The 21,925-nt window shown below is 67.9% G+C and carries 22 protein-coding genes; 19 read left to right on the forward strand and 3 right to left on the reverse strand.

Annotated elements, in window-relative coordinates; translation table 11 throughout:
• Nucleotides 1–200: 200 nt before the first annotated feature.
• Complete coding sequence (locus HCA44_RS05775) at nt 201–950, reverse strand: 3-hydroxybutyrate dehydrogenase (protein ID WP_169647570.1); 750 nt, start codon at nt 948–950, stop codon at nt 201–203.
• Nucleotides 947–2,329, reverse strand: a complete 1,383-nt coding sequence (locus tag HCA44_RS05780) for an MFS transporter (protein WP_169647571.1) — start codon at nt 2,327–2,329, stop codon at nt 947–949. The genes HCA44_RS05775 and HCA44_RS05780 overlap by 4 nt, the downstream gene beginning before the upstream one ends.
• Before the next feature lie 116 nt (nt 2,330–2,445).
• Here HCA44_RS05780 and HCA44_RS05785 point away from each other — a divergent pair, with 116 nt between their 5' ends.
• The 5 genes from HCA44_RS05785 (at nt 2,446) to HCA44_RS05805 (ending at nt 7,289) form a co-directional block, all read left to right on the forward strand.
• Nucleotides 2,446–3,405: a LysR family transcriptional regulator gene (locus HCA44_RS05785; RefSeq protein WP_169647572.1), complete on the forward strand. Its 960-nt coding sequence runs from the start codon at nt 2,446–2,448 to the stop codon at nt 3,403–3,405.
• Nucleotides 3,395–4,555: a pyridoxal phosphate-dependent aminotransferase gene (locus HCA44_RS05790; RefSeq protein WP_169647573.1), complete on the forward strand. Its 1,161-nt coding sequence runs from the start codon at nt 3,395–3,397 to the stop codon at nt 4,553–4,555. The genes HCA44_RS05785 and HCA44_RS05790 overlap by 11 nt, the downstream gene beginning before the upstream one ends.
• 114 nt (nt 4,556–4,669) lie before the next feature.
• Nucleotides 4,670–5,335 (forward strand): TetR family transcriptional regulator, encoded by a 666-nt coding sequence (locus HCA44_RS05795; protein WP_169647574.1) that lies wholly within the window; start codon nt 4,670–4,672, stop codon nt 5,333–5,335.
• Nucleotides 5,336–5,344: 9 nt separating this feature from the next.
• Nucleotides 5,345–6,766 (forward strand): adenylosuccinate lyase, encoded by a 1,422-nt coding sequence (gene purB, locus HCA44_RS05800; protein WP_169647575.1) that lies wholly within the window; start codon nt 5,345–5,347, stop codon nt 6,764–6,766.
• Between the two features lie 76 nt (nt 6,767–6,842).
• Nucleotides 6,843–7,289 carry an SgcJ/EcaC family oxidoreductase gene (locus HCA44_RS05805; protein WP_169647576.1) on the forward strand — a complete coding sequence of 149 codons (447 nt, stop codon included), beginning with the start codon at nt 6,843–6,845 and terminating at the stop codon, nt 7,287–7,289.
• 39 nt (nt 7,290–7,328) lie between these two features.
• Here HCA44_RS05805 and HCA44_RS05810 read toward each other — a convergent pair whose 3' ends face one another.
• Nucleotides 7,329–7,778, reverse strand: a complete 450-nt coding sequence (locus tag HCA44_RS05810) for a MarR family transcriptional regulator (protein WP_169647577.1) — start codon at nt 7,776–7,778, stop codon at nt 7,329–7,331.
• Nucleotides 7,779–7,878: 100 nt separating this feature from the next.
• Here HCA44_RS05810 and HCA44_RS05815 point away from each other — a divergent pair, with 100 nt between their 5' ends.
• The 14 genes from HCA44_RS05815 to HCA44_RS05880 all read left to right on the forward strand — a co-directional run bounded on the left by HCA44_RS05815 (nt 7,879) and on the right by HCA44_RS05880 (nt 21,923).
• Nucleotides 7,879–9,717 (forward strand): ABC transporter ATP-binding protein, encoded by a 1,839-nt coding sequence (locus HCA44_RS05815; RefSeq protein WP_169647578.1) that lies wholly within the window; start codon nt 7,879–7,881, stop codon nt 9,715–9,717.
• Between the two features lie 282 nt (nt 9,718–9,999).
• Nucleotides 10,000–10,551, forward strand: coding sequence for an aromatic-ring-hydroxylating dioxygenase subunit beta (locus HCA44_RS05820; RefSeq protein WP_206037758.1), 552 nt, complete (start codon nt 10,000–10,002; stop codon nt 10,549–10,551).
• 34 nt (nt 10,552–10,585) lie between these two features.
• Nucleotides 10,586–11,998 carry a Rieske 2Fe-2S domain-containing protein gene (locus tag HCA44_RS05825; protein ID WP_169647579.1) on the forward strand — a complete coding sequence of 471 codons (1,413 nt, stop codon included), beginning with the start codon at nt 10,586–10,588 and terminating at the stop codon, nt 11,996–11,998.
• Nucleotides 11,995–12,630, forward strand: coding sequence for an isochorismatase family protein (locus HCA44_RS05830; protein ID WP_206037759.1), 636 nt, complete (start codon nt 11,995–11,997; stop codon nt 12,628–12,630). The genes HCA44_RS05825 and HCA44_RS05830 overlap by 4 nt, the downstream gene beginning before the upstream one ends.
• A complete protein-coding gene (locus tag HCA44_RS05835) occupies nt 12,627–13,904 on the forward strand; it encodes an NADH-ubiquinone oxidoreductase-F iron-sulfur binding region domain-containing protein (protein WP_169647581.1) in 1,278 nt (425 codons plus the stop codon). The genes HCA44_RS05830 and HCA44_RS05835 overlap by 4 nt, the downstream gene beginning before the upstream one ends.
• Nucleotides 13,901–14,092, forward strand: coding sequence for a ferredoxin (locus HCA44_RS05840; RefSeq protein ID WP_169647582.1), 192 nt, complete (start codon nt 13,901–13,903; stop codon nt 14,090–14,092). Before HCA44_RS05835 ends, HCA44_RS05840 begins: the two co-directional genes overlap by 4 nt.
• A 34-nt stretch (nt 14,093–14,126) precedes the next feature.
• The gene (locus HCA44_RS05845; RefSeq protein ID WP_169647583.1) at nt 14,127–14,900 is read left to right on the forward strand and encodes an SDR family oxidoreductase; all 774 of its coding nucleotides are present in this window, start codon (nt 14,127–14,129) and stop codon (nt 14,898–14,900) included.
• A gap of 44 nt (nt 14,901–14,944) precedes the next feature.
• The gene (locus tag HCA44_RS05850; protein WP_169647584.1) at nt 14,945–15,958 is read left to right on the forward strand and encodes a hypothetical protein; all 1,014 of its coding nucleotides are present in this window, start codon (nt 14,945–14,947) and stop codon (nt 15,956–15,958) included.
• A gap of 52 nt (nt 15,959–16,010) precedes the next feature.
• Nucleotides 16,011–17,147, forward strand: a complete 1,137-nt coding sequence (locus tag HCA44_RS05855) for a protocatechuate 3,4-dioxygenase (RefSeq protein WP_169647585.1) — start codon at nt 16,011–16,013, stop codon at nt 17,145–17,147.
• Entirely contained in the window at nt 17,144–18,052 is a 909-nt protein-coding gene (locus tag HCA44_RS05860) for a nitrilase-related carbon-nitrogen hydrolase (RefSeq protein ID WP_169647586.1), read from the forward strand. The genes HCA44_RS05855 and HCA44_RS05860 overlap by 4 nt, the downstream gene beginning before the upstream one ends.
• Entirely contained in the window at nt 18,033–18,284 is a 252-nt protein-coding gene (locus HCA44_RS05865; protein WP_169647587.1) for a hypothetical protein, read from the forward strand. Before HCA44_RS05860 ends, HCA44_RS05865 begins: the two co-directional genes overlap by 20 nt.
• A 2-nt stretch (nt 18,285–18,286) precedes the next feature.
• Complete coding sequence (locus HCA44_RS05870) at nt 18,287–19,156, forward strand: GntR family transcriptional regulator (RefSeq protein ID WP_169647588.1); 870 nt, start codon at nt 18,287–18,289, stop codon at nt 19,154–19,156.
• A 10-nt stretch (nt 19,157–19,166) separates the two neighbouring features.
• Nucleotides 19,167–19,916, forward strand: coding sequence for an aspartate/glutamate racemase family protein (locus tag HCA44_RS05875; protein WP_169647589.1), 750 nt, complete (start codon nt 19,167–19,169; stop codon nt 19,914–19,916).
• 72 nt (nt 19,917–19,988) lie between these two features.
• Nucleotides 19,989–21,923 (forward strand): FAD-dependent oxidoreductase, encoded by a 1,935-nt coding sequence (locus tag HCA44_RS05880; RefSeq protein ID WP_346764593.1) that lies wholly within the window; start codon nt 19,989–19,991, stop codon nt 21,921–21,923.
• Nucleotides 21,924–21,925 lie beyond the last annotated feature (2 nt).

A 21,925-nucleotide genomic window follows, 5' to 3' on the forward strand; every position in this document is an offset into this window, starting at 1 on the left:
ATCATTTCGGGGAAAGGAAATCGCATGGGACTCGTGGCTGGATTGGTCGGAATCGTCGGCGACCTGCTGCACCTGCTGCTCGGCGGCTTGTGAGTCAGGCCGCACCCGGCGCCTCCGCGGGGTGACAGCCGCATCGGGCGGTGCCCACTCTGCTCGAGTGGGCACCGCCCGATCATGGTGCGGCAGTGGGTTCTGCGAGATCAGCGGGAAGACCAGCCGCCGTCCATCGTGTACGACGCACCGGTCACCATCGCGGCGTCGTCGCCCGCGAGCCACACGACGAGCGATGCCACCTCGTCCGGCCGCACGAGCCTCTTGATCGCGCTCTCGGTGAGCATGACGCGCTCGATCACCTCGGACTCGCTCATGTCGTGCACACGCGCCTGGTCGGCGATCTGCTTCTGCACCAACGGGGTCGACACGTAGCCGGGGTCGACGCAGTTGCTCGTGACGCCGTGCTCCGCTCCCTCGAGCGCAGTCACCTTCGACAGCCCCTCGAGTGCATGTTTCGCGGTCACATAGGCCGACTTGTACGGCGAGGCCCGCAGTCCGTGGACCGATGACACGTTGATCACGCGCCCGAAGCCATGTGCGTACATGTGCGGCAACGCCGCTCGGATCAGGAGAAACGGTGCCTCGACCATGATCTTCTGCATGTGCCGGAAGGTCGCGGGCGCCATGTCCTGGATCGGCGCCACCGACTGGATACCCGCGTTGTTGACGAGGATGTCGACGTCGAGCCGCAGATCGTCCAGCGCCGTGGTGTCGGCGAAGTCCACTGTCCATGCGACGCCGCCGATCTCGCCGGCTGTTTCTTCGGCCGCGTCCGCGTCGACATCGGCGACGGTGACGCGCGCGCCGCGCTCGGCGAGTGCCCGAGCGGAGGCCGCACCGATCCCGCTCGCTCCTCCCGTCACGAGGGCGGTGCGACCGTCGAGGGTGTCTCTCATGCCTCGACCCGCCGCGCTGTGTTCTCGGCGGCGCCGGCCGTGGCGAGGTCGGCCGCGTCGACCGATTCCAGTGAGATGCCGCGTGTCTCGCGCGCGACGACGACGGCGACGACGGTGATCACCGACGCGGCGGCGAGGTAGATCGCGATGGGAACCGACGAGTCGAAGCGATCGAGGAGCGACGTCGCGATGATCGGTGCGAGCGAGCCGGCGACGATCGACGTGACCTGGTAGCCGAGTGACACACCCGAATAGCGCATGCGCGTCGGGAACATCTCCGCCATGATCGCCGGCTGGCCCGAGTACATCAGCGCGTGGAACACCAGGCCGATCACGATCGCCGCGATGATGATCGCGTTGTCGCCGGTGTCCATCATAGGGAAGGCGAAGAACCCCCAGGTCGCCGTGGTCAGTGCCCCCACCATGTACACCGGCCGCCTGCCGACCGTGTCGGAGAGTCTGCCGACGAGCGGGATGACCGCGAAATGCACCGCGTGTGCAGCGAGCATCCACCACAGGATGTGTGCGGTGTCGGCGTGCACGACGACCTTGAGGTACGTGATCGAGAAGGTGACCACGAGGTAGTACATGACGTTCTCGGCGAATCGCAGGCCCATCGCGGTGAGCACGCCGCGCGGGTAACGCTTGATCACCTCGATCGCGCTGAACGACGACGACCTGACCTCTTCCGCTTCGCGCTGGGCGCGCACGAAGATCGGCGCATCGGTCACCTTGGTGCGAATGTAGTAGCCCACCAGCACGATCGCCGCCGACAGCCAGAAGGCGATGCGCCAGCCCCAGCTCAGGAATGCGGCGTCGGACAGTGTGGTGGTGAGGACGAGCAGCACGATCGTCGCGAGCAGATTGCCTGCGGGCACGCCCGCTTGCGGCCACGACGCCCAGAAACCGCGCGCGCGGTCGGGGCTGTGCTCGGCCACCAGCAGCACGGCCCCGCCCCATTCGCCGCCGACGGCGAAGCCCTGCACGAACCGGAGCACGACGAGCATCGTCGGGGCCCAGTAGCCGACCTGGGCGAAGGTGGGCAGACAGCCCATCAGGAAGGTCGCGGTGCCGACGAGCAGCAGGCTGAACTGCAGCAGTTTCTTGCGGCCGAACTTGTCGCCGAAGTGGCCGAACACGACCCCGCCGAGGGGCCGGGCGACGAAGCCGACCGCGTAGGTGACGAAGGCGGCGATGATCGCGTCGAGTTCGCTCGTGCTCTCGGCGAAGAACACCTTGCTGAACACGAGTGTCGCGGCTGTGCCGTAGAGAAAGAACTCGTACCACTCGACGACGGTGCCCGCCATCGACGCCGCGACCACCCGGCGCAGTCCGCGGTGGTCTGTCGGCTCGTTCGCCGGATGAGCGACGCCGGCCATGCTGACTCCTCCTCGTTCGCACGATTGTGACGTGTGTCACTGGTGGTGAGTATCGGGTGAAGAATTTCGTACGCACAATGACCGAACCCGCGCATGCCCTCTGCAAAAATGCACACATGCGTGGCGGGGCGGTGAATCCACAGGATCTCGTCGTTCTGCTCGCGGTGGGCCGCACCGGCCGGTTCACCGCGGCGGGCGACGACCTCGGCCTCAACCACACGACCGTCGCGCGCCGCATCGAGAGCCTCGAACACGCGTTGGGCGGACGCGTCGTCACCCGGGGCGCCGCGGGGTGGGAGCTCACCGAGCTCGGTCGTCGCGCATTCGCGTCGGCGGAACAGGTCGAGGACGCGATGCTGGGACTGTCCACCGATGCCGACGGCACGGCGGGCCTCGAAGGAGCCGTGCGGGTTTCGGCCACCGACGGTTTCAGTGCGTACCTGCTCGCGCCTGCCGCCGTCGACGTACGGTCACGGCACCCGCGCATCGGCGTCGAGATCGTGACCGCGACGCGCCTCGCGTCCCACACCCGCTCGGGCGTCGACATCGAGATCGTGGTGGGGGAGCCGCACGTGCACCGTGCCGAGGCGATTCGCCTCGCCGACTACACCCTCGGGCTCTACGCGTCGCGCTCGTATCTGTGCAGGCACGCAGCCCCGACGTCGCACGCCGAACTGTCCGGGCATCCGCTGATCTACTTCGTCGATTCGATGCTGCAGGTCGACGACCTCGACCTCGCGCGCACGCTCGTGCCGCAGATGCAGGAAGCAGTCACCTCGACGAATGTGTTCGTGCACGTCGAGGCGACCCGAGCCCACGCGGGCATCGGGCTGCTCCCGTGCTTCATGGCCGACCGGCACGACGACCTCGTGCGGGTGCTGCCGCGGGTGCGTGCGCGGCTGTCGTACTGGCTGGTCGCGCGCACCGAGTCCTTCCGACGGCCCGAGGTCGCGGTCGTCGTCGACGCGATCCGCGCGGCCGCCCACGCACGGCGCGGAGAACTGCTCGGCGATGCGGCCGAGACCACGAGTCGGCAACCGCTCCGCGACGGTCTACCGTCGGTACGTGCACGCTGAATCGAAACGATCGGGTATCGAACCCTTCCACGTCATGGACGTCTGGAAGGCGGCCGCGCAGCGCCGACGTACGCACGGGGACGTGCTGTCACTCGCGGCGGGGCAGCCGTCGACGCCCGCTCCCGCGCCGGTGCTCGCGGCGATGCGCGACGCTCTCGACAGCGAGCTCTTCGGGTACACCGAGACACTCGGCATCCTCGAGCTGCGCGAGGAGATCGCGCGCTACCACCGCGCCGAGTCCGGCATCGACGTCGACGCCGAGGACGTCGTGGTCACCACGGGCTCGTCGGGCGCGTTCACATTGCTCTTCCTCGCGGCGTTCGACGTGGGCGACACGGTCGTCGTCGCGCGGCCCGGCTATCCCGCGTACCGCAACACGCTGGCCGCGCTCGGCTGCGAGGTCGTCGAACTCGACTGCGGGCCGCAGACGCGGTACCAGCCGACCGTCGCGATGCTCGACGCGCTCGAACGCCCGCCCGCGGGCCTGATCGTCGCGAGCCCCGCGAACCCGACCGGCACGGTGATCGATCCGGACGAGCTCGCCGCGCTCGCCCGCTGGTGCGACGACCACGGCACGCTGCTGGTATCCGACGAGATCTACCACGGGATCGAGTTCGGCCGCGGCGCCGAGTTCGGCGAACCGCGCACGAGCTGCGCGTGGCAGACGTCGCGGCAGTCGGTCGTCGTCGGATCGGTGTCGAAGTACTTTTCGATGACGGGCTGGCGGCTGGGCTGGATGCTCGTGCCGGAGCACCTGACGCGTCCGCTGCAGCGGCTCGCGTCGAACATGACGGTGTGTCCGCCGTCGGTGTCCCAGTACGCGGCCGTGGCGGCATTCGGCGAGGAGTCGCGCGCCGAACTCGACGCGCATGTGGAGCGGTACGCCGCGAACCGTGCACTGCTGCTGGAGGGGCTGCCGCAGCTCGGCATCACGAAGCTGGCCCCCGCCGACGGCGCGTTCTACGTGTACGCCGACATCGCGCATCTCACCGACGACTCGGTGCGGTGGTGCGCCGATCTGCTCACCCGCACGGGAGTGGCACTGGCGCCGGGCATCGACTTCGACACCGCACGCGGCAACCACACGGTGCGACTGTCGTTCGCGGGTGCGACCGACGACATCGTGCAGGCGCTCGACCGTCTCTCGTGAGTGATCTCGGCGTACCTGGACTCGTCAAGTGCTCACAAGGGCGAGTGTGGGCCAATTCGCAGCTCGTCGTTCAAACCGCCGTGGTGCGCACGTGTGTCCTGGCACCATGATGGCGTGTCCACCGCGGCAACACCCAAGGGCGAAAGGCGACGTCAGGCACTCGTCGACGCGGCCGCCGACCTGCTGGTCGAGGGCGGGTTCGATGCTGTCCGGCATCGGTCGGTCGCGACGAGAGCCGACCTGCCGCTCGCATCGACGACGTACTACTTCGAGTCGCTCGACGACCTGATCGCCGCGGCGGTCGACCGCATCGGCAGCCGCGAACTCGACACGATGCGCGGCCAGGTCACCCGACTGTCGCATCGCACGCGCGGCGACGAGGCGACGGCCGAACTGCTCGTCGACCTGCTGGTCGGCCCGTACTTCGATCACGAGGACCACGAGCGGCTCGTCGCGCGGCTCGAATGGCTGGTCGCGTCGGCTCGCCGCGACGAGCTGCAGGAGGTGCAGGGTCGGCTGCGGTCGCAGTTGGGCGACATCGTCGCCGAGGCATTGCAGCGTTCCGACCGTGATGCGCGGGGGCGCCTGCGCAAACTGCTCGCGATCGTGGACGGTGCCGTGATGTCGGCGCTCAGCGATCACGCGACCGACGTGCGGGGGTTCACGAGATCCGTGCTCGTCGACGTGATCGGTCTGCTCGCACCGGAAAATGCGCCGCTCGACAACGGCAGGCCGCGTGGACTGACGGTCGTGCCCGAGGTGGATCGGCGGTCCCCGTAAACTGGGCGCGTGAGCGCAATCCCCAACGTCCTTGCCGGCCGCTACGCAAGTCCCGAACTGGTGGCCCTGTGGTCGCCCGAGAACAAGGTGGTGCTCGAACGCCGCCTCTGGATCGCGGTGTTGCGCGCGCAGGCCGAACTGGGGATCGATGTGCCCGCCGACGCCATCGCCGACTACGAGCGTGTGCTCGAGCAGGTCGACCTCGCGTCGATCGCGGAGCGCGAGCGGGTCACGCGCCACGACGTGAAGGCGCGCATCGAGGAGTTCAATGCGCTCGCAGGCCACGAGCAGATCCACAAGGGCATGACGAGCCGCGACCTCACCGAGAACGTCGAGCAGTTGCAGGTGCGGCAGTCGCTGCAATACGTGTTCGACCACGGCGTCGCGGTCGCGGCGCGGCTGGCCGAGCACGCCGCGCAGTACGGCTCGCTCGTCATGGCCGGCCGCTCGCACAATGTCGCGGCCCAGGCCACCACGCTCGGCAAGCGTTTCGCGTCCGCCGCGAACGAGGTCCTCGTCGCGCTGTCCCGCCTGCAGGAGCTGATCGATCGCTACCCGCTGCGCGGCATCAAGGGCCCGATGGGCACCGCGCAGGACATGCTCGACCTCCTCGGTGGCGACGAGGGCAAGCTCGTCGAGCTCGAACAGTCGGTCGCGCGGCATCTCGGGTTCACGCACGTGCTCACGAGTGTCGGCCAGGTCTACCCGCGCTCGCTCGACCACGACGCCCTGTCCGCGCTAGTCCAGCTCGGCGCCGGGCCGTCGTCGTTCGCACACACCGTGCGCCTCATGGCAGGACACGAGCTGGTCACCGAAGGCTTCCAGCCCGGCCAGGTCGGGTCGTCGGCGATGCCGCACAAGATGAACACTCGCTCGTGCGAACGCGTCAACGGCCTGCAGGTCGTGCTGCGCGGGTACGCGTCGATGGCGGCCGAGCTCGCCGGGGCGCAGTGGAACGAGGGCGACGTGTTCTGCTCGGTGGTGCGCCGCGTCGCACTGCCGGATGCATTCTTCGCGATCGACGGCATGATCGAGACGTTCCTGACGGTGCTCGCCGAGTTCGGTGCGTACCCGGCCGTCATCGACAAGGAACTCGAGCGCTACCTGCCGTTCCTCGCGACGACGAAGGTGCTGATGGCCGCGGTGCGCGCGGGCGTCGGCCGCGAGACGGCGCACGAGGCGATCAAGGAGAATGCGGTCGCCGTCGCCCTCGCGATGCGCGAGGAAGGTCGCGAACCCGACCTGCTCGACCGACTGGCCGCCGATTCGCGGATTCCGCTCGACCGCCCGCAGCTCGACGCACTGCTCGACGACAAGTCCGCTTTCGTCGGTGCGGCCGAGGCTCAGGTGGCCGAGGTGATCGCGGCCGTCCAGACGCTGGCCGACGCCCACCCCGACGCCGCGCGCTACACGCCGTCGCCGATTCTCTGAGCGCCCGGCGCCGAATCGGATTCGAGTGGCCCGAGGGGCTTGACCTCGAGCGCAGTTCGGGTTCGAGGATGTGGACATGGAAGCAACCACATCCGATCGACCGGTCGTTCGAGACATCACAACCGACCACGCGGCCGACGTTGCCGCGATCACGCAGCTGGTAGGCGACGTCGAGACCGGCTACAACACCAACGATGCCGAACTGATGGTGAGCGGCTTCACCGCCAATGCCTCGGCTGGGAATGCGGTGGGCACGCTGATCACGGGATACGACTCTCTGTTCGAGGCTGCGGAACGTGGCCTCGGGGGATTCCTGAAGGACGAGTTCGTGCGCTACGACCTGGGTGACATCGAATTCCTGCGGCCGGACGTGGCCGTCGTCCACAAGTTCGCTCGTGCAACCACCGCCGACGGTGAGCTCGTCGACGAGACTCCCGCCATGGTCGCGCTCTATGTGATGGTCAAGGAAAACGACCACTGGTGGGTGGCGGCCCGCCAGAACACGCCGGTGTCGGCGGCGTGAACGGCCCGATTCCCCGATCGACGAGCAGGTGCTCGAGGCTCAGCTCGCCCCGCCGTGCAGCTTCGTCAGTATCCGTCGGAGTTCGGCGCGTTCGGCGTCGGTGATACCGGCGAAGAACTCGTCCGAATCGGCGTCGCGCGCCGACCGCAATTCGTCGAGCACCCGACGCCCGTCCGCGGTGGTGCGCACGCACGTGGCGCGGCGGTCGAACTCGTCGGGGACGCGTTCGGTGAGCCCGCGTTCCTCGAGTCGGTCGATCACCTCGGTGGCGGAGCGCGGCGCGATGTGCAGCGCACGTGCGACAGCGCTCAGGCGCGGCCGTTCGTCGTGTTCGACGACGCGGAGCGCGCGGAACTCGTGGGGCGACAGCTGCCACGGCTGCAGCGTCGACACCCATCGTCGACGCAGCGTGCGGGCAGTGCCCAACACCAGGTCACGAAGTGTTTCGGTGCCGGGGGCGTGGGCGGTGTCGGCGCAGGCGTCGCTCATGAGGTGAGCGTACCTCACTTGACGTATGCCTCATTGTGAGGGAACCTCAGTAAATATCGCTCAGGGAGCGATACCTTCCTTCACCGAGAGGGGTGGTTGCATGGCAGACCCCCGATCGCGAGGCCGCAGCACCGTCGACCCCGCAGACCGAGTTCAACTCGCCGAACAGCCCGTCAGCCTGCGCCGCATCGGCGCGCTGTTCGCGCCCTACCGCGTGCGTATCGCGGTCGTCGTCGTCCTCATCGTCGCGTCGTCGCTCGTGACGCTCGCCAATCCTTTCCTCGTGCGCGCGGTGATCGACCGCGCCATCCCGCAGCAGGACGTCCCACTGCTCGTGTGGTCCGTTGTCGCCATGCTCGGCATCACGATCGTCGGCTCGGTCTTCGGCGTGCTCCAGACGTGGATCTCGACCGACGTCGGTCAGCGGGTGATGCACGACCTGCGTACGCGCGTCTTCGCGCATCTCGGGCGTCAGTCGCTCGGATTCTTCACGCGCACGCGTGGCGGCGAGGTGCAGTCGCGGCTGACCAACGACATCGGCGGCATGCAGACCGTCGTCACGTCGACCGCGACCTCCATCGCCGCCAACGTCACGACCGTCGTGGGCACCGTGGTCGCGATGGCCGCGCTCAGTTGGCGGCTCTCGTTGCTCTCGCTCGTCGTGCTCCCGCCCGCCATCTGGCTCACCCGTCGCGTCGCGCGGATGCGACGCGAGATCACGGCGCAGCGTCAGCGGACGCTCGCCGACATGCAGACGCAGATCGAGGAATCGCTCTCGATCGGCGGAATACAGCTCGCCAAGACCCTCGGCGCGGGCCCGGCAATGAACGCGCGCTTCGCGGACACGTCGCACGTGCTGGCCGACCTCGAGGTGCGTTCGCAACTGTCCGGCCGCTGGCGCATGGCCACGATGAACATGATCTTCGCGGCGATTCCCGCGTTGCTGTATCTCGTAGCGGGTCTGCCCGCGACGTCCGGTGGCATGACGATCGGCACGCTCGTCGCCTTCACCGGCCTGCAAGGCACACTGTTCCGGCCGCTGATGAGCCTGCTCGACGTCGGTGTCAGCATCACGAGCTCGCTCGCATTGTTCAGCCGCATCTTCGAGTACCTCGACCTGCCGGTCGACATCGCCGATCCCGAGGATCCCGTCGACATCTCACGCGAGAAGACCGCAGGCGCCGTGCGTTTCGACAGTGTCACCTTTCGCTACGAAGGTTCCGACCGCGACGCAGTGCGCGACGTCGAGATCGACGTGCCTGCAGGGTCGTCGCTCGCCCTCGTAGGCGAAACCGGTTCGGGCAAGACGACACTCGCGTCGCTCGTGCCACGCTTGCACGACGCGACGACAGGCACCGTGTCGATCGACGGTGTCGACGTCCGTGACATCGCGCTTGGTCGCCTCGCCGAACTCGTCGGCGTCGTGTCGCAGGAGACCTACCTGCTGCACGCGAGCATCCGGGACAACCTGCGTCATGCACGGCCCGACGCGACGGACGCCGAGATCGAGACGGCGGCCCGCGCCGCGCAGGTGCACGACCTGATCGCCTCCCTGCCCGACGGCTACGACACGGTCGTCGGTGCCCGCGGGCACCGCTTCTCGGGCGGCGAGAAGCAGCGCCTCGCCCTCGCGCGGACCTTGCTGCGCGACCCGCGCATCCTCGTCCTCGACGAGGCCACCAGCGCGCTGGACAACGACACCGAACGTGCGGTGCAGGCCGCCATCGACACCGCGAGCCGGGGACGCACCACGATCACTGTCGCGCACCGGCTTTCGACAATCCGCGACGCAGACCAGATCGTCGTCCTCGAGCACGGCACCGTTGCCGAGCGCGGCACACACGACGAACTCGTGGCTGCCGGCGGACGCTACGCTGCCCTGCTCGACAGCGCGAGCGCATCGCACGGCCCGGCAGACGCGCTCGGCGTTGCGGTCTGAACCGCACGCGCCCCCGTTCCGTCGCCCATCCGTCCCATCGCTCGACGTCCCGCCCGCCTCGCTCTCGGAGCCGACAATCGGCCACGAGCAGCAGGCGGGCGGTTCTGCGCGCGCAGTAGTTACTCGCCGGTAGCTGTTTCTTCCGGTCGCGGCACGGCGAGTTTCATTCCGCGTCTGCGTGTTTCCGCTTCGTAACGTCTCGATTCGGGGGTTGCGCACTCGTCGAATCCGGTGCAAGCTACCACTGCATCCAAAAGTGTATCCAGTTTACGGAGGTCCGAGTTGACCACTCAGTTTGCGCCGGTGTCGACCGCACGCCCCCTCCCGAGCTCGGACGCCCGGCACGCCGAGGTCCTCGACTTCCTGCATTACGAGGCCGAGCTGCTCGACGACCTCGACGAGCGCCGTTGGCTCACCGAGCTCGTCAGCACCGACATCGTCTACCAGGTTCCGGTACGTGAGACGGTCGAACGTGCACGCGGGCTGGGATTCTCGGAAAACACATTCCACCTCGACGAGACCTACGGCTCGCTCGACTCGCGTGTGACACGTGGTGAGACCAAGTACGCGTGGGCCGAGGACCCGCCGTCGCGAGTGCGGCACTTCGTGACCAATGTGCGCGTACGCGAGCACGGCGGCGGCCAGGATCACCTCGACGTGCGCAGCAACATCCTCATCTTCCGCACACGTCAGGAACAGACCAAGCCCCAGTTGCTGTCGGGTGAACGTCGCGACGTGCTGCGCCGGGAAGACGGCGCACTACGGCTACTGCGGCGGGTCGTCTACCTCGACCTCACCGTGATCGGTACCCACAACTTCTCGCTCTTCTTCTAGCGCACCCGTCCTTCGCCCTCAGGAGTGCAGCCCCGTGAATCCAGCGACCGAACAGCATCGCGCACCAGACCAGACCCGTACGTCGAGCCTTCCCCCGAAAGTCCACGGCCTGATGGACCGCATCGAGGCGGGCCTGTCCGAAGGCCGGATCCCGTCGTCGATCTTCGGCGATCCGGACGTCTACCACGCGGAACTGCGCCGGATTTTCGGCCGGGCGTGGGTGTACATGGCACACGAGTCCGAGATCGAAGCCAACGGCGACTATGTCGTCCGCAAGATCGGCGAGGACTCGTTCGTCGTGACCCGCGACGAGAAGGGCGGTGTCAACGTCCTGTTCGATGCGTGCCGTCACCGCGGAGTGCAGATCTGCCGCGCCGACTCGGGAAACTCGTCCCACTTCCGCTGCCCGTACCACGGGTGGACGTACTCGTCGGACGGCTCGCTCGTGGGAGCGCCGTTGTGGAAGAACGCGTTCGGGAACATGAGCAAGGAACGCAACGGACTCGCACGCGCCGCGCAGGTCGAATCCTTCCACGGCTTGGTCTTCGCGACACTCGATCCGACCGCGCCGCCGCTGCGCGAGTACCTCGGCGGCATGGCCTGGTACCTCGACTTGATCTTCGGACTCGACCGAGACGGTGTCGAGGTGCTCGGCAAGCCGCAGCGATTCGTGGTCGACGCGAACTGGAAGTCGGGTGCCGACAACTTCTCCGGAGACGACTACCACCTCGGAACCCTGCACAAGTCGGTGTGGAGCATCGGCGCTTTCCCGGTTCCGTTCAGCGAGAACATGATGGGCTACCACATCCAGGCATCGCCGGGCCATTCGCTGTCGTTCTCGATGGCCGAGTACGCCGACGAGCCCGGCCCGAACTTCTTCGGATTCCCGGATTCACTGGCCGAGCACTTCGACAGCGTCAACATCTCACCGGAGCAGCTCGAGGTGGCCCGCCGCTCGCGAGTGTTCGTCGGCAATGTTTTCCCCAACTTCTCGATGCTCGCGCTGCCGATGACCGAGGATGGCGCGCACCATGCCCCCACCGGGATCCTCACCATCCGGACATGGCAGCCGAAGGGGCCGAACCAGATCGAGATCTGGAACTGGTTCGTGGGATACAAGAACATGACGCCCGAGCAGAAGGACCGCGCGTACCGCGCCGCACTCGGCACGTTCTCGCTCGGTGGATCCTTCGAGATGGACGACACCGAGCCGTGGCTCACCGTCACGCGCACCGGGTCGTCGGTGGCGAGCGAACTCCTCGACTTCGAACTCAACTACGAGATGGGGATGCCGGGCATCGGCATGGCGACCCCGGTGTCCGACTGGCCCGGGCCTGGCAAGGTGTTCTGGACCCGCTACGAGGAAGGGGTTCAGCGCAACCTCTACCAGTTCTACGCCGACATGATGCGGGCCGAGCCCGGCGAGTGGCCGGAGTTCGAGTTTTGAGCGCCGCGAGCGGGATCCGCGAGCGCTACACGGAGGGCGGGCTGCTCGGCACGTTGACGCCGGGCGCGCGCCCCGCGATCGTCGTCGTCGATCTGCAGTACGGATTCACCGAGGCCGGCTACCGTCCGGGATTCGATCTCGACGCGGTGGTCGAGAACACCCGCACGCTGCTGGACACCGCGCGTTGCGCCGGAATACCGGTGTGGTTCAGCACGATCGCGTTTCCCGAGGACGGCGGCATCGGACGAACCTGGTTGCGCAAGATGCCCGCGCTGACCGTGCTCCGTGAAGGTGATCGCAGCGTGCGGATCGACGAGCGGCTTGCGATGCGCGACGACGAACACCTCGTCGTGAAACAGACCGCGTCGGCGTTCGCCGGCACTGCTCTCGCCGCGGAGATGGCGGCCGCCGGCGTCGACACACTCGTCGTCGCAGGCGCGACGACTTCCGGCTGTGTGCGCGCGACTGTCGTCGACGCGTGTGCGGCGGACCTGCCGACCTTCGTCGTCCGTGAGTGCGTCGGTGACCGCGAGACCGCACCGCACGACGCGGCGCTCTTCGACATCGACGCCAAATACGGCGATGTGGTCTCGCTGGACCAGGCACTGTCACAGGTCAGGGGGCTGTCATGACCGTTGCGATCGAATCGGTGCTCTACCGCGCACCGTCGGTGTGCGGGCCCGCCCGCGTCGTGAGCGCGACACCGGCACGTCTCGTCGCGCCCGGCGTCGAAAGCGATTCGTGGGGCCTCGACGACGAGCGCGGGCTCGGCTTCTTCGGAGACCGGCCCGACGCGGACGCCTTCGTCCGCGAACTCGAGAAGTCGGGCCTGCGCGGGCGCGGCGGTGCGGGCTTCCCCGCGCATCGGAAATGGTCGACGGTGCGGGCGGCGGGCGGCGAGACGGTCGTGGTCGCGAACGGCCACGAGGGCGAACCGGCGTCGTCGAAGGACCGGTGGTTGCTCACGCGGCGCCCGCACCTCGTACTCGACGGGCTGATCCTCGCGGCCACTGTGGTCGGTGCGCGCGACGCGATCGTGTATCTCTCGGACGTCGAGGTCGCAGCCGTCGTCGACCGGGCCATCGGCGAGATCGGCGCAGCCGGACTGGTTCCCGGTGGTATGTCGCTTCGTACCCACGTCGCCGAGCACACGTACGTCGCAGGCGAGGAGTCGGCGGTGTGTCGCTCCATCGACGGGGGAGCCGCGAAACCCACGAGCAAACCGCCGCGGCCCTACGAGGCCGGGGTGCGCGGGCTGCCCACCCTGATCAGCAATGTGGAGACGCTCGCGCACGCGGCGTGGATCCGGGTGCACGGCGCGGACGAGTTCGCCGCCGTCGGGAGTGACACCTCGAAAGGCACCGCCCTGTTCACGTTGACCGGCGCTGTCGGTTCGCCCGGCGTGTTCGAGATGTCCCTGGGGCGGCCCGTGCACGAGCTCGTGGCGGCGGGCGCAGGCCCGCGGGTCCCGCACGGACTGCTGATGGGCGGTTGGTTCGGAGGCATCCTCCAAGGCGACCGTGCTGCCGTGACCTGCTGCTACGACGCGCTGAACGCGCTGGGCTCGGGCCTCGGTTGTGCGGCCGTCACGGTTCTCGGTGAGGACGACGACGTCCTCGCGATCGCCGGTGAGCTCGCGGACTGGTTCCGTCAGGAATCGGCAGCGCAGTGCGGGGTGTGCGTCAGCGCGACCAATGCGATCGCCCGCTCGATCCGTCAGGTCTCGAGGGGCGACGACAGCGCGGGGCACCGAGCGAACCTGTCGCGGTGGGGAACCCACATCACCGGGCGCGGTGCATGCGGTTTCGTCGACGGTGCCGCCGCTCTCGCCCGATCCGTCGGCGCGGAACTCGAACGCCGTGCGACGTCCGGCGAACACGACGCCCGGGAAGGAGCAGTGCAATGAAGGTTGCCGTGGACGCGACGAAGTGCGACGGCTACGGGACATGTTTCGACGTGTGTCCGTCCGTCTTCCGCTCCGACGAGTGGGGCTACGCGTCGTCGATCGGCGACGGCACCGTGCCCGACGCGGACCAGGACAAGGCGCGGCGAGCGATATCGCTGTGCGCCGAACAGGCAATTCGCGAGCTCTGAGCCTCGCATCACCCACGACTGCACAGGAGTTCACGTGTATCTCGGATTGGAGAAGGGCGTCGCCCTCGTGACGGCCGCATCCCGCGGGATCGGCCGGGCCGTCGCTGAACGGCTCGCACTCGAAGGCATGACCGTGGTCGCTGCGGCGCGCACGGTGGGCAGCCACGTCGAGGACCTCGGTGACGGGAGGATAGTGCCCTTCGAGGTCGATCTCGCCGACGCGGAGGCGACTGCGGCGCTTGTCGACTCGGTCGCCGAGGTGCACGGCAGCATCGACGTCGCGGTACTCAACACGCCGGGCCCCAAGATCCTTCCGACCCTGGACACGGTGTGGTCCGATTGGCAAGCGGCACACGACCTTCTGTTGCGACCTGTCGTGCAGCTGGGTACCGCGGCGGCGCGCCGGATGCGTGAGCAGGGCAGTGGCTCGATCGTGTTGCTGTCGTCGACCTGGGTGCGCCAGCCCGCGCTCGGCGGCGTGCTGTCGTCGTCCTATCGTTCGGCGGCGTCCGCGTTCGCGAAGACTCTCGCCGCGGAGCTCGCGCCGGATGGTGTGCGCGTCAACCAGTTGATGCCAGGTGCCACCGGTACCGACCGGATGCAGGGCATCGTCGAGATGAAGTCGCGATCCCACGGCACGACCGTGGAGCAGGAGATAGCCACTGTCGTCCGGGACATACCGCTCGGCCGCTGGGCCGAAGCCACCGAGATCGCCGATGCCGTGGCATTCCTGGCATCGCCGCGCGCGTCGTTCGTCACGGGGACGTCGCTGTCTGTGGACGGTGGTGCCGTGCGCGCCGCCCACTGATCTGCCGCCACCGTCTTTTTCGAGAAACACCGAGGAGTGAACCCATGCCAAGGACACTGACCGAGAACTTCGTCGAACAGTTCCGACTGTGCAAGCTCGACGCAACCGAGACGGTCGGCATCATCGCCGAACTCGGCCAGAAGGACGAGTACGTCGCGGCTGCGGTCGCGGCAGCGCGTCAGCTCGGCGCAGGCGCGCTCGTGCTGCACGCATCGAGCCTGTCGAATCCGAACCTTCCCCCGTACCAGCCCGACGGCCGCGAAGTAGCACCGCTGCTCGCCGCAGCAGGAGAGTGCGACTTCGTCGTCGACGTGACCGTCGGTGGGCTCATCCACTCGGACGTACGAACCCGGATCACCGGAAACGGCAAGCGGATGCTGTTCGTCGCCGAGCCGAACGACGTGCTCGAACGTCTGGCCGGCGACGCGCCACTGCGCAGCGAGGTCGAGGCCGGCGGCAACAAGCTTCGTGCGGGTTCGACACTGCACGTGACGAATGCGGCAGGTATGGACCTCACCGCCGACATCTCGGGCGAGGATCTCCCGATCACGCACCAGTGGGGCTATGTCGACGAGCCGGGCCGTTGGGACCACTGGCCGTCCGGATTCGTCGCGTGTTTCCCGAACGACCGCACCGCCGAGGGCAAGATCGTATTGCAACCGGGCGACGCGCTGATTCCGTGGCAGCGCTACGTGCAGGACACCGTCACGATCGAGGTCGAGAAGGGCTTCATCACGAAGATCTCCGGCAACGGCACCGACGCCCATGTACTCGAGGACTACTTCGAAGCATGGAACGACGGCGAGGTCTGGGCGCTCAGCCACATGGGCTGGGGACTGCTCGAACGCGCGCGCTGGTCGGCTTTCGACGTGTACGACCCCCGTTCTCTCTACGGTCAGGAATTGCGCTCGACGGCAGGCAATTTCATGTGGTCCACCGGATCGAACCGCTTCGCGAACCGCGAGACTCCCGCGCACCTCGACGTGCCGATGCGTGGGTGCACCGTCGAGATCGACGGTGTAGCGGTCGTGCGCGACGGAAAGCTCGTGAGCGAGTAGTCGCTCGGGACACGAAACGAACGGGCACGAAACCCATCAGGAGGTGACGGGAATGGACAAGAGCGCGATCGAGAACGCGATCCTCGCGATGGCTCGCGACGCCGAGTTGCTCGCCGCAGTCAAGGCAGAGCCCGATCGGGCACCGGAGTTGCTCGGTGTCGACCAGGCGTGGGCGGAAACCATCCTTGCCGGCGAGCGGGACCGGCTGCGGGCGGTCGGCCTGAACGACGGTTTGACGATCCTCGTCAGCCGGTGGTTCAACGACGACCTCGGCGACGCATCGAGCGCGGGTGCGTTCGTGGTCGACGACTCGCTGCCGCTGCCCACACCGGACGTGCCGCGTGGCCTCGTCTTCGCGGGTGGCTGCTCGCACGTACCCGACCTGCTGGCCAGGCCGGAGATCGACCCCGAGGACTCGGTGTCGCGGCTGCTGGCCGGGTACGACAAGCTCGCGCAGGACATCGCCGCCGCCGACCCGGATGTGATCCTGGTGTCCGCCGACTGCCATTTCCAGAGCTTCGACACCGGTCACTTCGTGCTCGGTGTCGGTGACGGACACGCCGGGTCGATGGAATTCTTCAAGCGACCCGACCTCGATCTCGAACTCACCGGGCACCCGGAGTTCGCCCGGGCACTCGCAGGGGCCGTCCGGTCCGCGGGTCTGGAGGTGGAGGAGGCACCTCGTGTGGAACTCGACCACGGCCTGATCGTGCCGCTGAGACTGATGCTCCCGCGGCCCGATCTGCCTGTCGTGCCGGTCATCACGCAGCCTGCACGCACCTTCTCGCCGTTCAACGCACGACGTTTCGGCGAGGCGATGCGCTCGGTCGTCGAGGATTCGGGCCTGAAGGTGGCCTTCCTCGCTACCGGCGGTCTTTCCCACTGGCTCGACCCGGGCCATTTCGGTGGCGTCGATACCGAGTTCGACACCTACATCCTGGAATTGCTGCAGGCAGGTAGGGGTCTGGACATGTGCTCGCTCGAACCGTTCCCGCTGCTCGAGCACGGGCAGTACGAGATCATGAACTGGATGATCATGCTCGGCGTCGCGGGCCCGGGAATCCACGGACACGTGTACTCGTACGAGCCGATGGAGGCGTCGGGCGGCGGCTGGACGGTCGTCAACATGGATCTCGACGATGCGCGTGCCCGTGCGGGTGCGGTTGCCGCGTCGGCGGGTGCGTCGTGAGCCCGACACGGACGTTGCGCGTCGGCCTGACGCAGTGGCACGCCACCACCCACGTCGCCGCGAACACGGCCACCGCGGTGCGGTGCATCGAGAAGTCCGCGGCCGACGGTGCAACGGTGGTGGTGTTACCCGAGAACGGTCTGATGCTCGGGACCAACACCGAGATGCGCGCCGCCGCTACGGGCGTCGACGGCGAACCGGTGCGGCAGCTGCGGCTGGCCGCGCGCCGGACAGGTGTCGTCGTGATTCTCGGTGGCATGAAGAACCGTACCGACGACGGCGTCTTCAACTCGGCCCTCGTGATCGATGCTTCCGGCGAGATCGCGGGCCGGTACGACAAGCTGCACCTCTTCGACGCCAATCTCGGCGGGCAGTCCTTCGAAGCGTCGTCGGTGGAGAAGGCGGGCTCGGAACTCGTCCTCGTCGACGTCGACGGCGTCCGCATCGGGCTCACGATCTGCTACGACGTCCGCTTTCCCGAGGTGGCGCGGGAACTCGCTACGGCAGGTGCCGAGGTGTTGCTCGTACCCGCCGCGTTCGTGCGGTCCACCGGCGAAGCACACTGGCACACGCTGCTGCGCGCCCGTGCCATCGAGAACCTCGCCTACGTGGTGGCGCCCGCGACCGTGCACTCGCCGACGCCCGAGTACCGCGACGCATTCGAGACGTACGGTCACGCGCTCGTCGTGGGTCCGTGGGGCGACGTGCGGGCTGATCTCGGGGAGTGTGCGGAGGCCGTGGAGGTCGTCGAACTCGATCTCGGAGAAGTCGCCGCGGCGCGCGCGAAACTACCGGTCCTCGCCGGCCGCCGCGGCGCAGACGTCTACGGGTCGGTGCCGCGGGTCGTGACGACGAAGTCGGCACCCGAACGAAAGGACGTCGATCATGACCGCGCCCTCGGATGATCTACCGCCCGGCGTCGTTTCGGCCGAGCCGTGGGACGGAATCGGCAACGAGTTCGCGGGTGTGCGATTCCGAAAGGTGCACACGCGCAACGGTGCCCGACTCGAGCTCTTCGTGCCGCGCACCGAGGCCCGGGTGCTGCTCGACCCGATGGCACTCGAGGTCGTCGCGGAGCAGAACCCCCAGTTCTTCACCGAGCTCATCGCGATGCGGCTGGGCTCGGCGGACCGCTGACGATGTACGTCGACGAGGCACACCCCGCGCCGGCTGCGGGGCGTCGTGGCCGCGCGGTGGAGGACACGTACACGGTGCTTCGGGAGCGGATCATCGCGGGGGACTACCGACCAGGTGTCAGCCTGTCCCAGGTTCGGCTCGCGGAGGAGTTGGCCGTGTCCCGGACGCCGCTTCGTGAAGCACTGCGTCGTCTCGAGGCCGAACACCTGGTGGTGAGCGCGGCGAATCGCGGAGTCGTCGTGGCACCGCTCGCGCTGCGAGACGTCGAGGACTCCTACGCGATCCGCCTGCTCGTCGAACCAGCGTTGCTGTCGGCCACCGTCCAGGATGTGACGGACGACGACGTGACGGCGATGGCCACGGCGTTGGTGGAGATGAAGCGCACCTCGGTGTCACCGCGTCAATTCCAGCTCGCGCATTGGGATTTCCACCGGGTGATTCTCGGCCGGTTCCCGACAGGCGTGCGCGAACTGATCGAAACACAGCTCACCACCATCGACCGTCATCAGCGGATGTACTTCGAGAAGCCAGCGGCTGTCGACGACCTCACGGATGTCGACGAGATGCTGCTGGACGCGGTCCGACGGCGCGACGCGGCGTGCGCTGCGCGGCTGCTCGAGTTCCACCTGCTCGACACCGCACTCGGCCTGATCGCGTCCGTCGAACCCGAGCACGACTTCCACTCCCTTCCGATCGCACTGGCAGGCGCAGGGATTCGGACGGGAGAACTGGCGAATCTGCGCAACGGCGGGGCGGTTCCGGTCGAGTGGGACTCGACCGGGGCGCCCGCCACGGCATTTCCTGCGCTCACCACCACCAACCTCTACACCGGGCGGGGCTCGACCGGCCGCCTGGGCACCACACCGACGTAAGGGCAAGAAGATGGCGGACAACTACCGCATCGGCATGATCGTGCCGAGCTCGAACACCACGATGGAAACGGAAATCCCCGCGATGCTCCGTGCGCGCGAGGAGATCCGGCCGGAGAGGTTCACCTTCCACTCCTCGCGCATGCGCATGCAGCACGTCACCCCCGAACAGCTCGCCGCGATGGACGCCGATTCGCTCCGCTGCGCGGCCGAGCTGGCCGACGCGCGAGTCGACGTGATGGCCTACGCGTGTCTCGTGGCGATCATGTCGCAGGGCCGCGGATACCACTGCGAATCGGAACCGAAACTGTCGGCGGTCGCCGAGCGCGAATCCGGCGCGGCGATCCCCGTACTGTCGTCGGCAGGTGCGCTCACCGAGGCCCTCGGACACCTCGACGTCAAGAACATCGCCGTCGTCACGCCTTACATGAAGCCGCTCACGGCCACCGTGTGCGATTACATCGAGCACGAGGGATTCTCCGTCGTCGACTCGCTGTCGCTTGAGGTCGCCGACAATCTCGAGGTGGGCAGGCTGGATCCGCGCAACCTCCTCGATCACGTCGAGAAGGTCGACACGAGCGGTGCCGACGCACTCGTGCTCAGCGCGTGTGTGCAGATGCCGTCGCTCCCGGTCCTCGACCTTGTGCAGAGCCGCTTCGACATCCCGGTGATCTCCGCTGCCGCCGCCACGACCTGGCGGTTGCTGACACGACTCGGCCTCGACCCTGTCGTTCCCCGCGCGGGCGCCCTGCTCGCCCCCTGAACACCCCAGCCGGCACCCGAACGGCGACCGGTACCGAAACGTCCATACGCGCACACGAGCATCGGAGTGACCGTGAGTTATCCAGCACTGTTCGAAACCGGCCGTATCGGCTCGCTCGAGATCCGCAACAAGATCGTCAAGTCGCCGCAGAGTACGGCGACGTCCAATCCCGACGGCACCGTCAGCCAGCGCACCGTCGATCACTACAAGCGCCTCGGTGAAGGCGGCGTCGGTCTGGTCATGATGGAGTACAGCTTCGTCGACGACGATGCGAGCAAGGCGATCCACAACCAGCTCGGCAACTCGCGCCGCGAGCACACACCCGGCCTGGGCTGGGTCGTCGACGAGGTGCACGCGACCGGGGCGAAGATCGGTCTCCAGATCGCACACGGTGGCAGGCAGAAGTTCCTGGGCACGGCGCCGATCAAGTCGGCGACCGACTCGTCGTGGGCCGACGTCGAGGGACAGTACGGGGTGATACCCAGCCCGATGACGATCGACGAGATCGACGGCGTGGTGAAAGCTTTCGGCGAGGCCGCCGCGCGTGCCCACGCCGCGCGGTTCGACATCGTCGAGGTGCACGCCGGCCACGGCTATCTCATCACCAACTTCCTGTCACCCCACACGAACTGGCGCGACGACGAGTACGGCGGAAGCTTCGACAACCGGGCGCGGCTGCTGCTGCGGATCGTCGACGAGATCCGTGCGTCGGTGCCCCGGGACTTCCCGCTGAGCGTGCGCGTGTCGGTCACCGACTACGAAGCGGACGGCATCCCCATCGAGGAGACGGTCGAACTGTGCCGGAGGCTCGAACAGCACGGCGTCGACGTCCTGCACTGCTCGGGTGGCCACCATGCCGGAATGGAGTGGGAGGTCAGTCCCTGGTATCAGGTTCGGGCACCGCATCGGTGGGGCTGGGAGAAAATCAAGCACGCGGTCGCGATTCCGGTGATCGCCTCGGGCTCGCTCGTCACGCCGGAGGTTGCGGAGGAGATCGTTGCGTCCGGTTCGGCGGACTTCGTCTCACTCGGCCGCGCGATGCTCGCCGACCCGGACTGGGCGCGGAAAGCGAAGGAGGGCAGGGTCCTCGAGATCACCCCGTGCATCCGGTGCAACGACGGCTGTCTGCACCGGGGACTCAACAAAGGGCGCAGCGCCGGATGCAGCGTGAACCCGAGTGTCACGGAAGAAGGGCGGTTCCCGGTCGTGGCCGCCGACGTCCGCAAGCAGGTTGCCGTGGTGGGTGGCGGGCCTGCCGGTCTGCGCAGCGCGGCGGTTCTGGCTGATCGCGGGCACGACGTGACGCTCTACGAGCCGGGCACACTCGGCGGCACACTGCGTCACGCCGACGGGTCGACGGTCAAACAGGATCTCGACGGTCTCGTGCGCCATCTCGTGCACGAAGTGGAGCGGCGGGAGATACGCGTCGTCCGGGAACGGGCCGACGCGGACGTGCTCGAGGTGGGTGGCTACGACAGCGTGATCGTGGCGACGGGGGCGCCCTCGCGGGCGCCGGATTTTCCCGTCGCGTCGGATGTGGCCGTGCGAGACGCCGCCGACGTGCGCTCGTCGGATCCGGTGCACGGCAACGCGGTGGTGATCGGCGGTGGGTTGCAGGGCTGCGAGGTGGCGCTGCGTCTCGCCGAGAAAGACGACGTCAAAGTGACCGTGCTCGAGTCCGGGTCGGCGCTCATGCGTGGCGACGAGGTGTTCACGGATGCCGAGAGGCTGCCGCTGTTCCTCGACGCGGCAGCAGTCGACGTGCGACTCGGCACGCGGGCTGCATCGGTCGACGCGGCGGGCGTTCACATCGTGACAGCCGACGGAGAGAGTGTCCTGCCCGCCGACACCGTGATTCTCGCGCTCGGCCGCGCCACCGCCGAGGCGGACCTCGCAAATCGGCTGCGGGGCCTGGGCCGGGAGGTGCACCTGATCGGCTCGGCGGTGCGACCGGGACGGGTATTCGACGCCATCCACTCCGCATTCTTCACGAGCCGACTCGTCTGATG

Origin of the sequence: Rhodococcus sp. HNM0569 (genome assembly GCF_012726205.1) — a bacterium.
In the GTDB taxonomy this organism is placed as follows: Bacteria; Actinomycetota; Actinomycetes; order Mycobacteriales; family Mycobacteriaceae; genus Rhodococcus_F.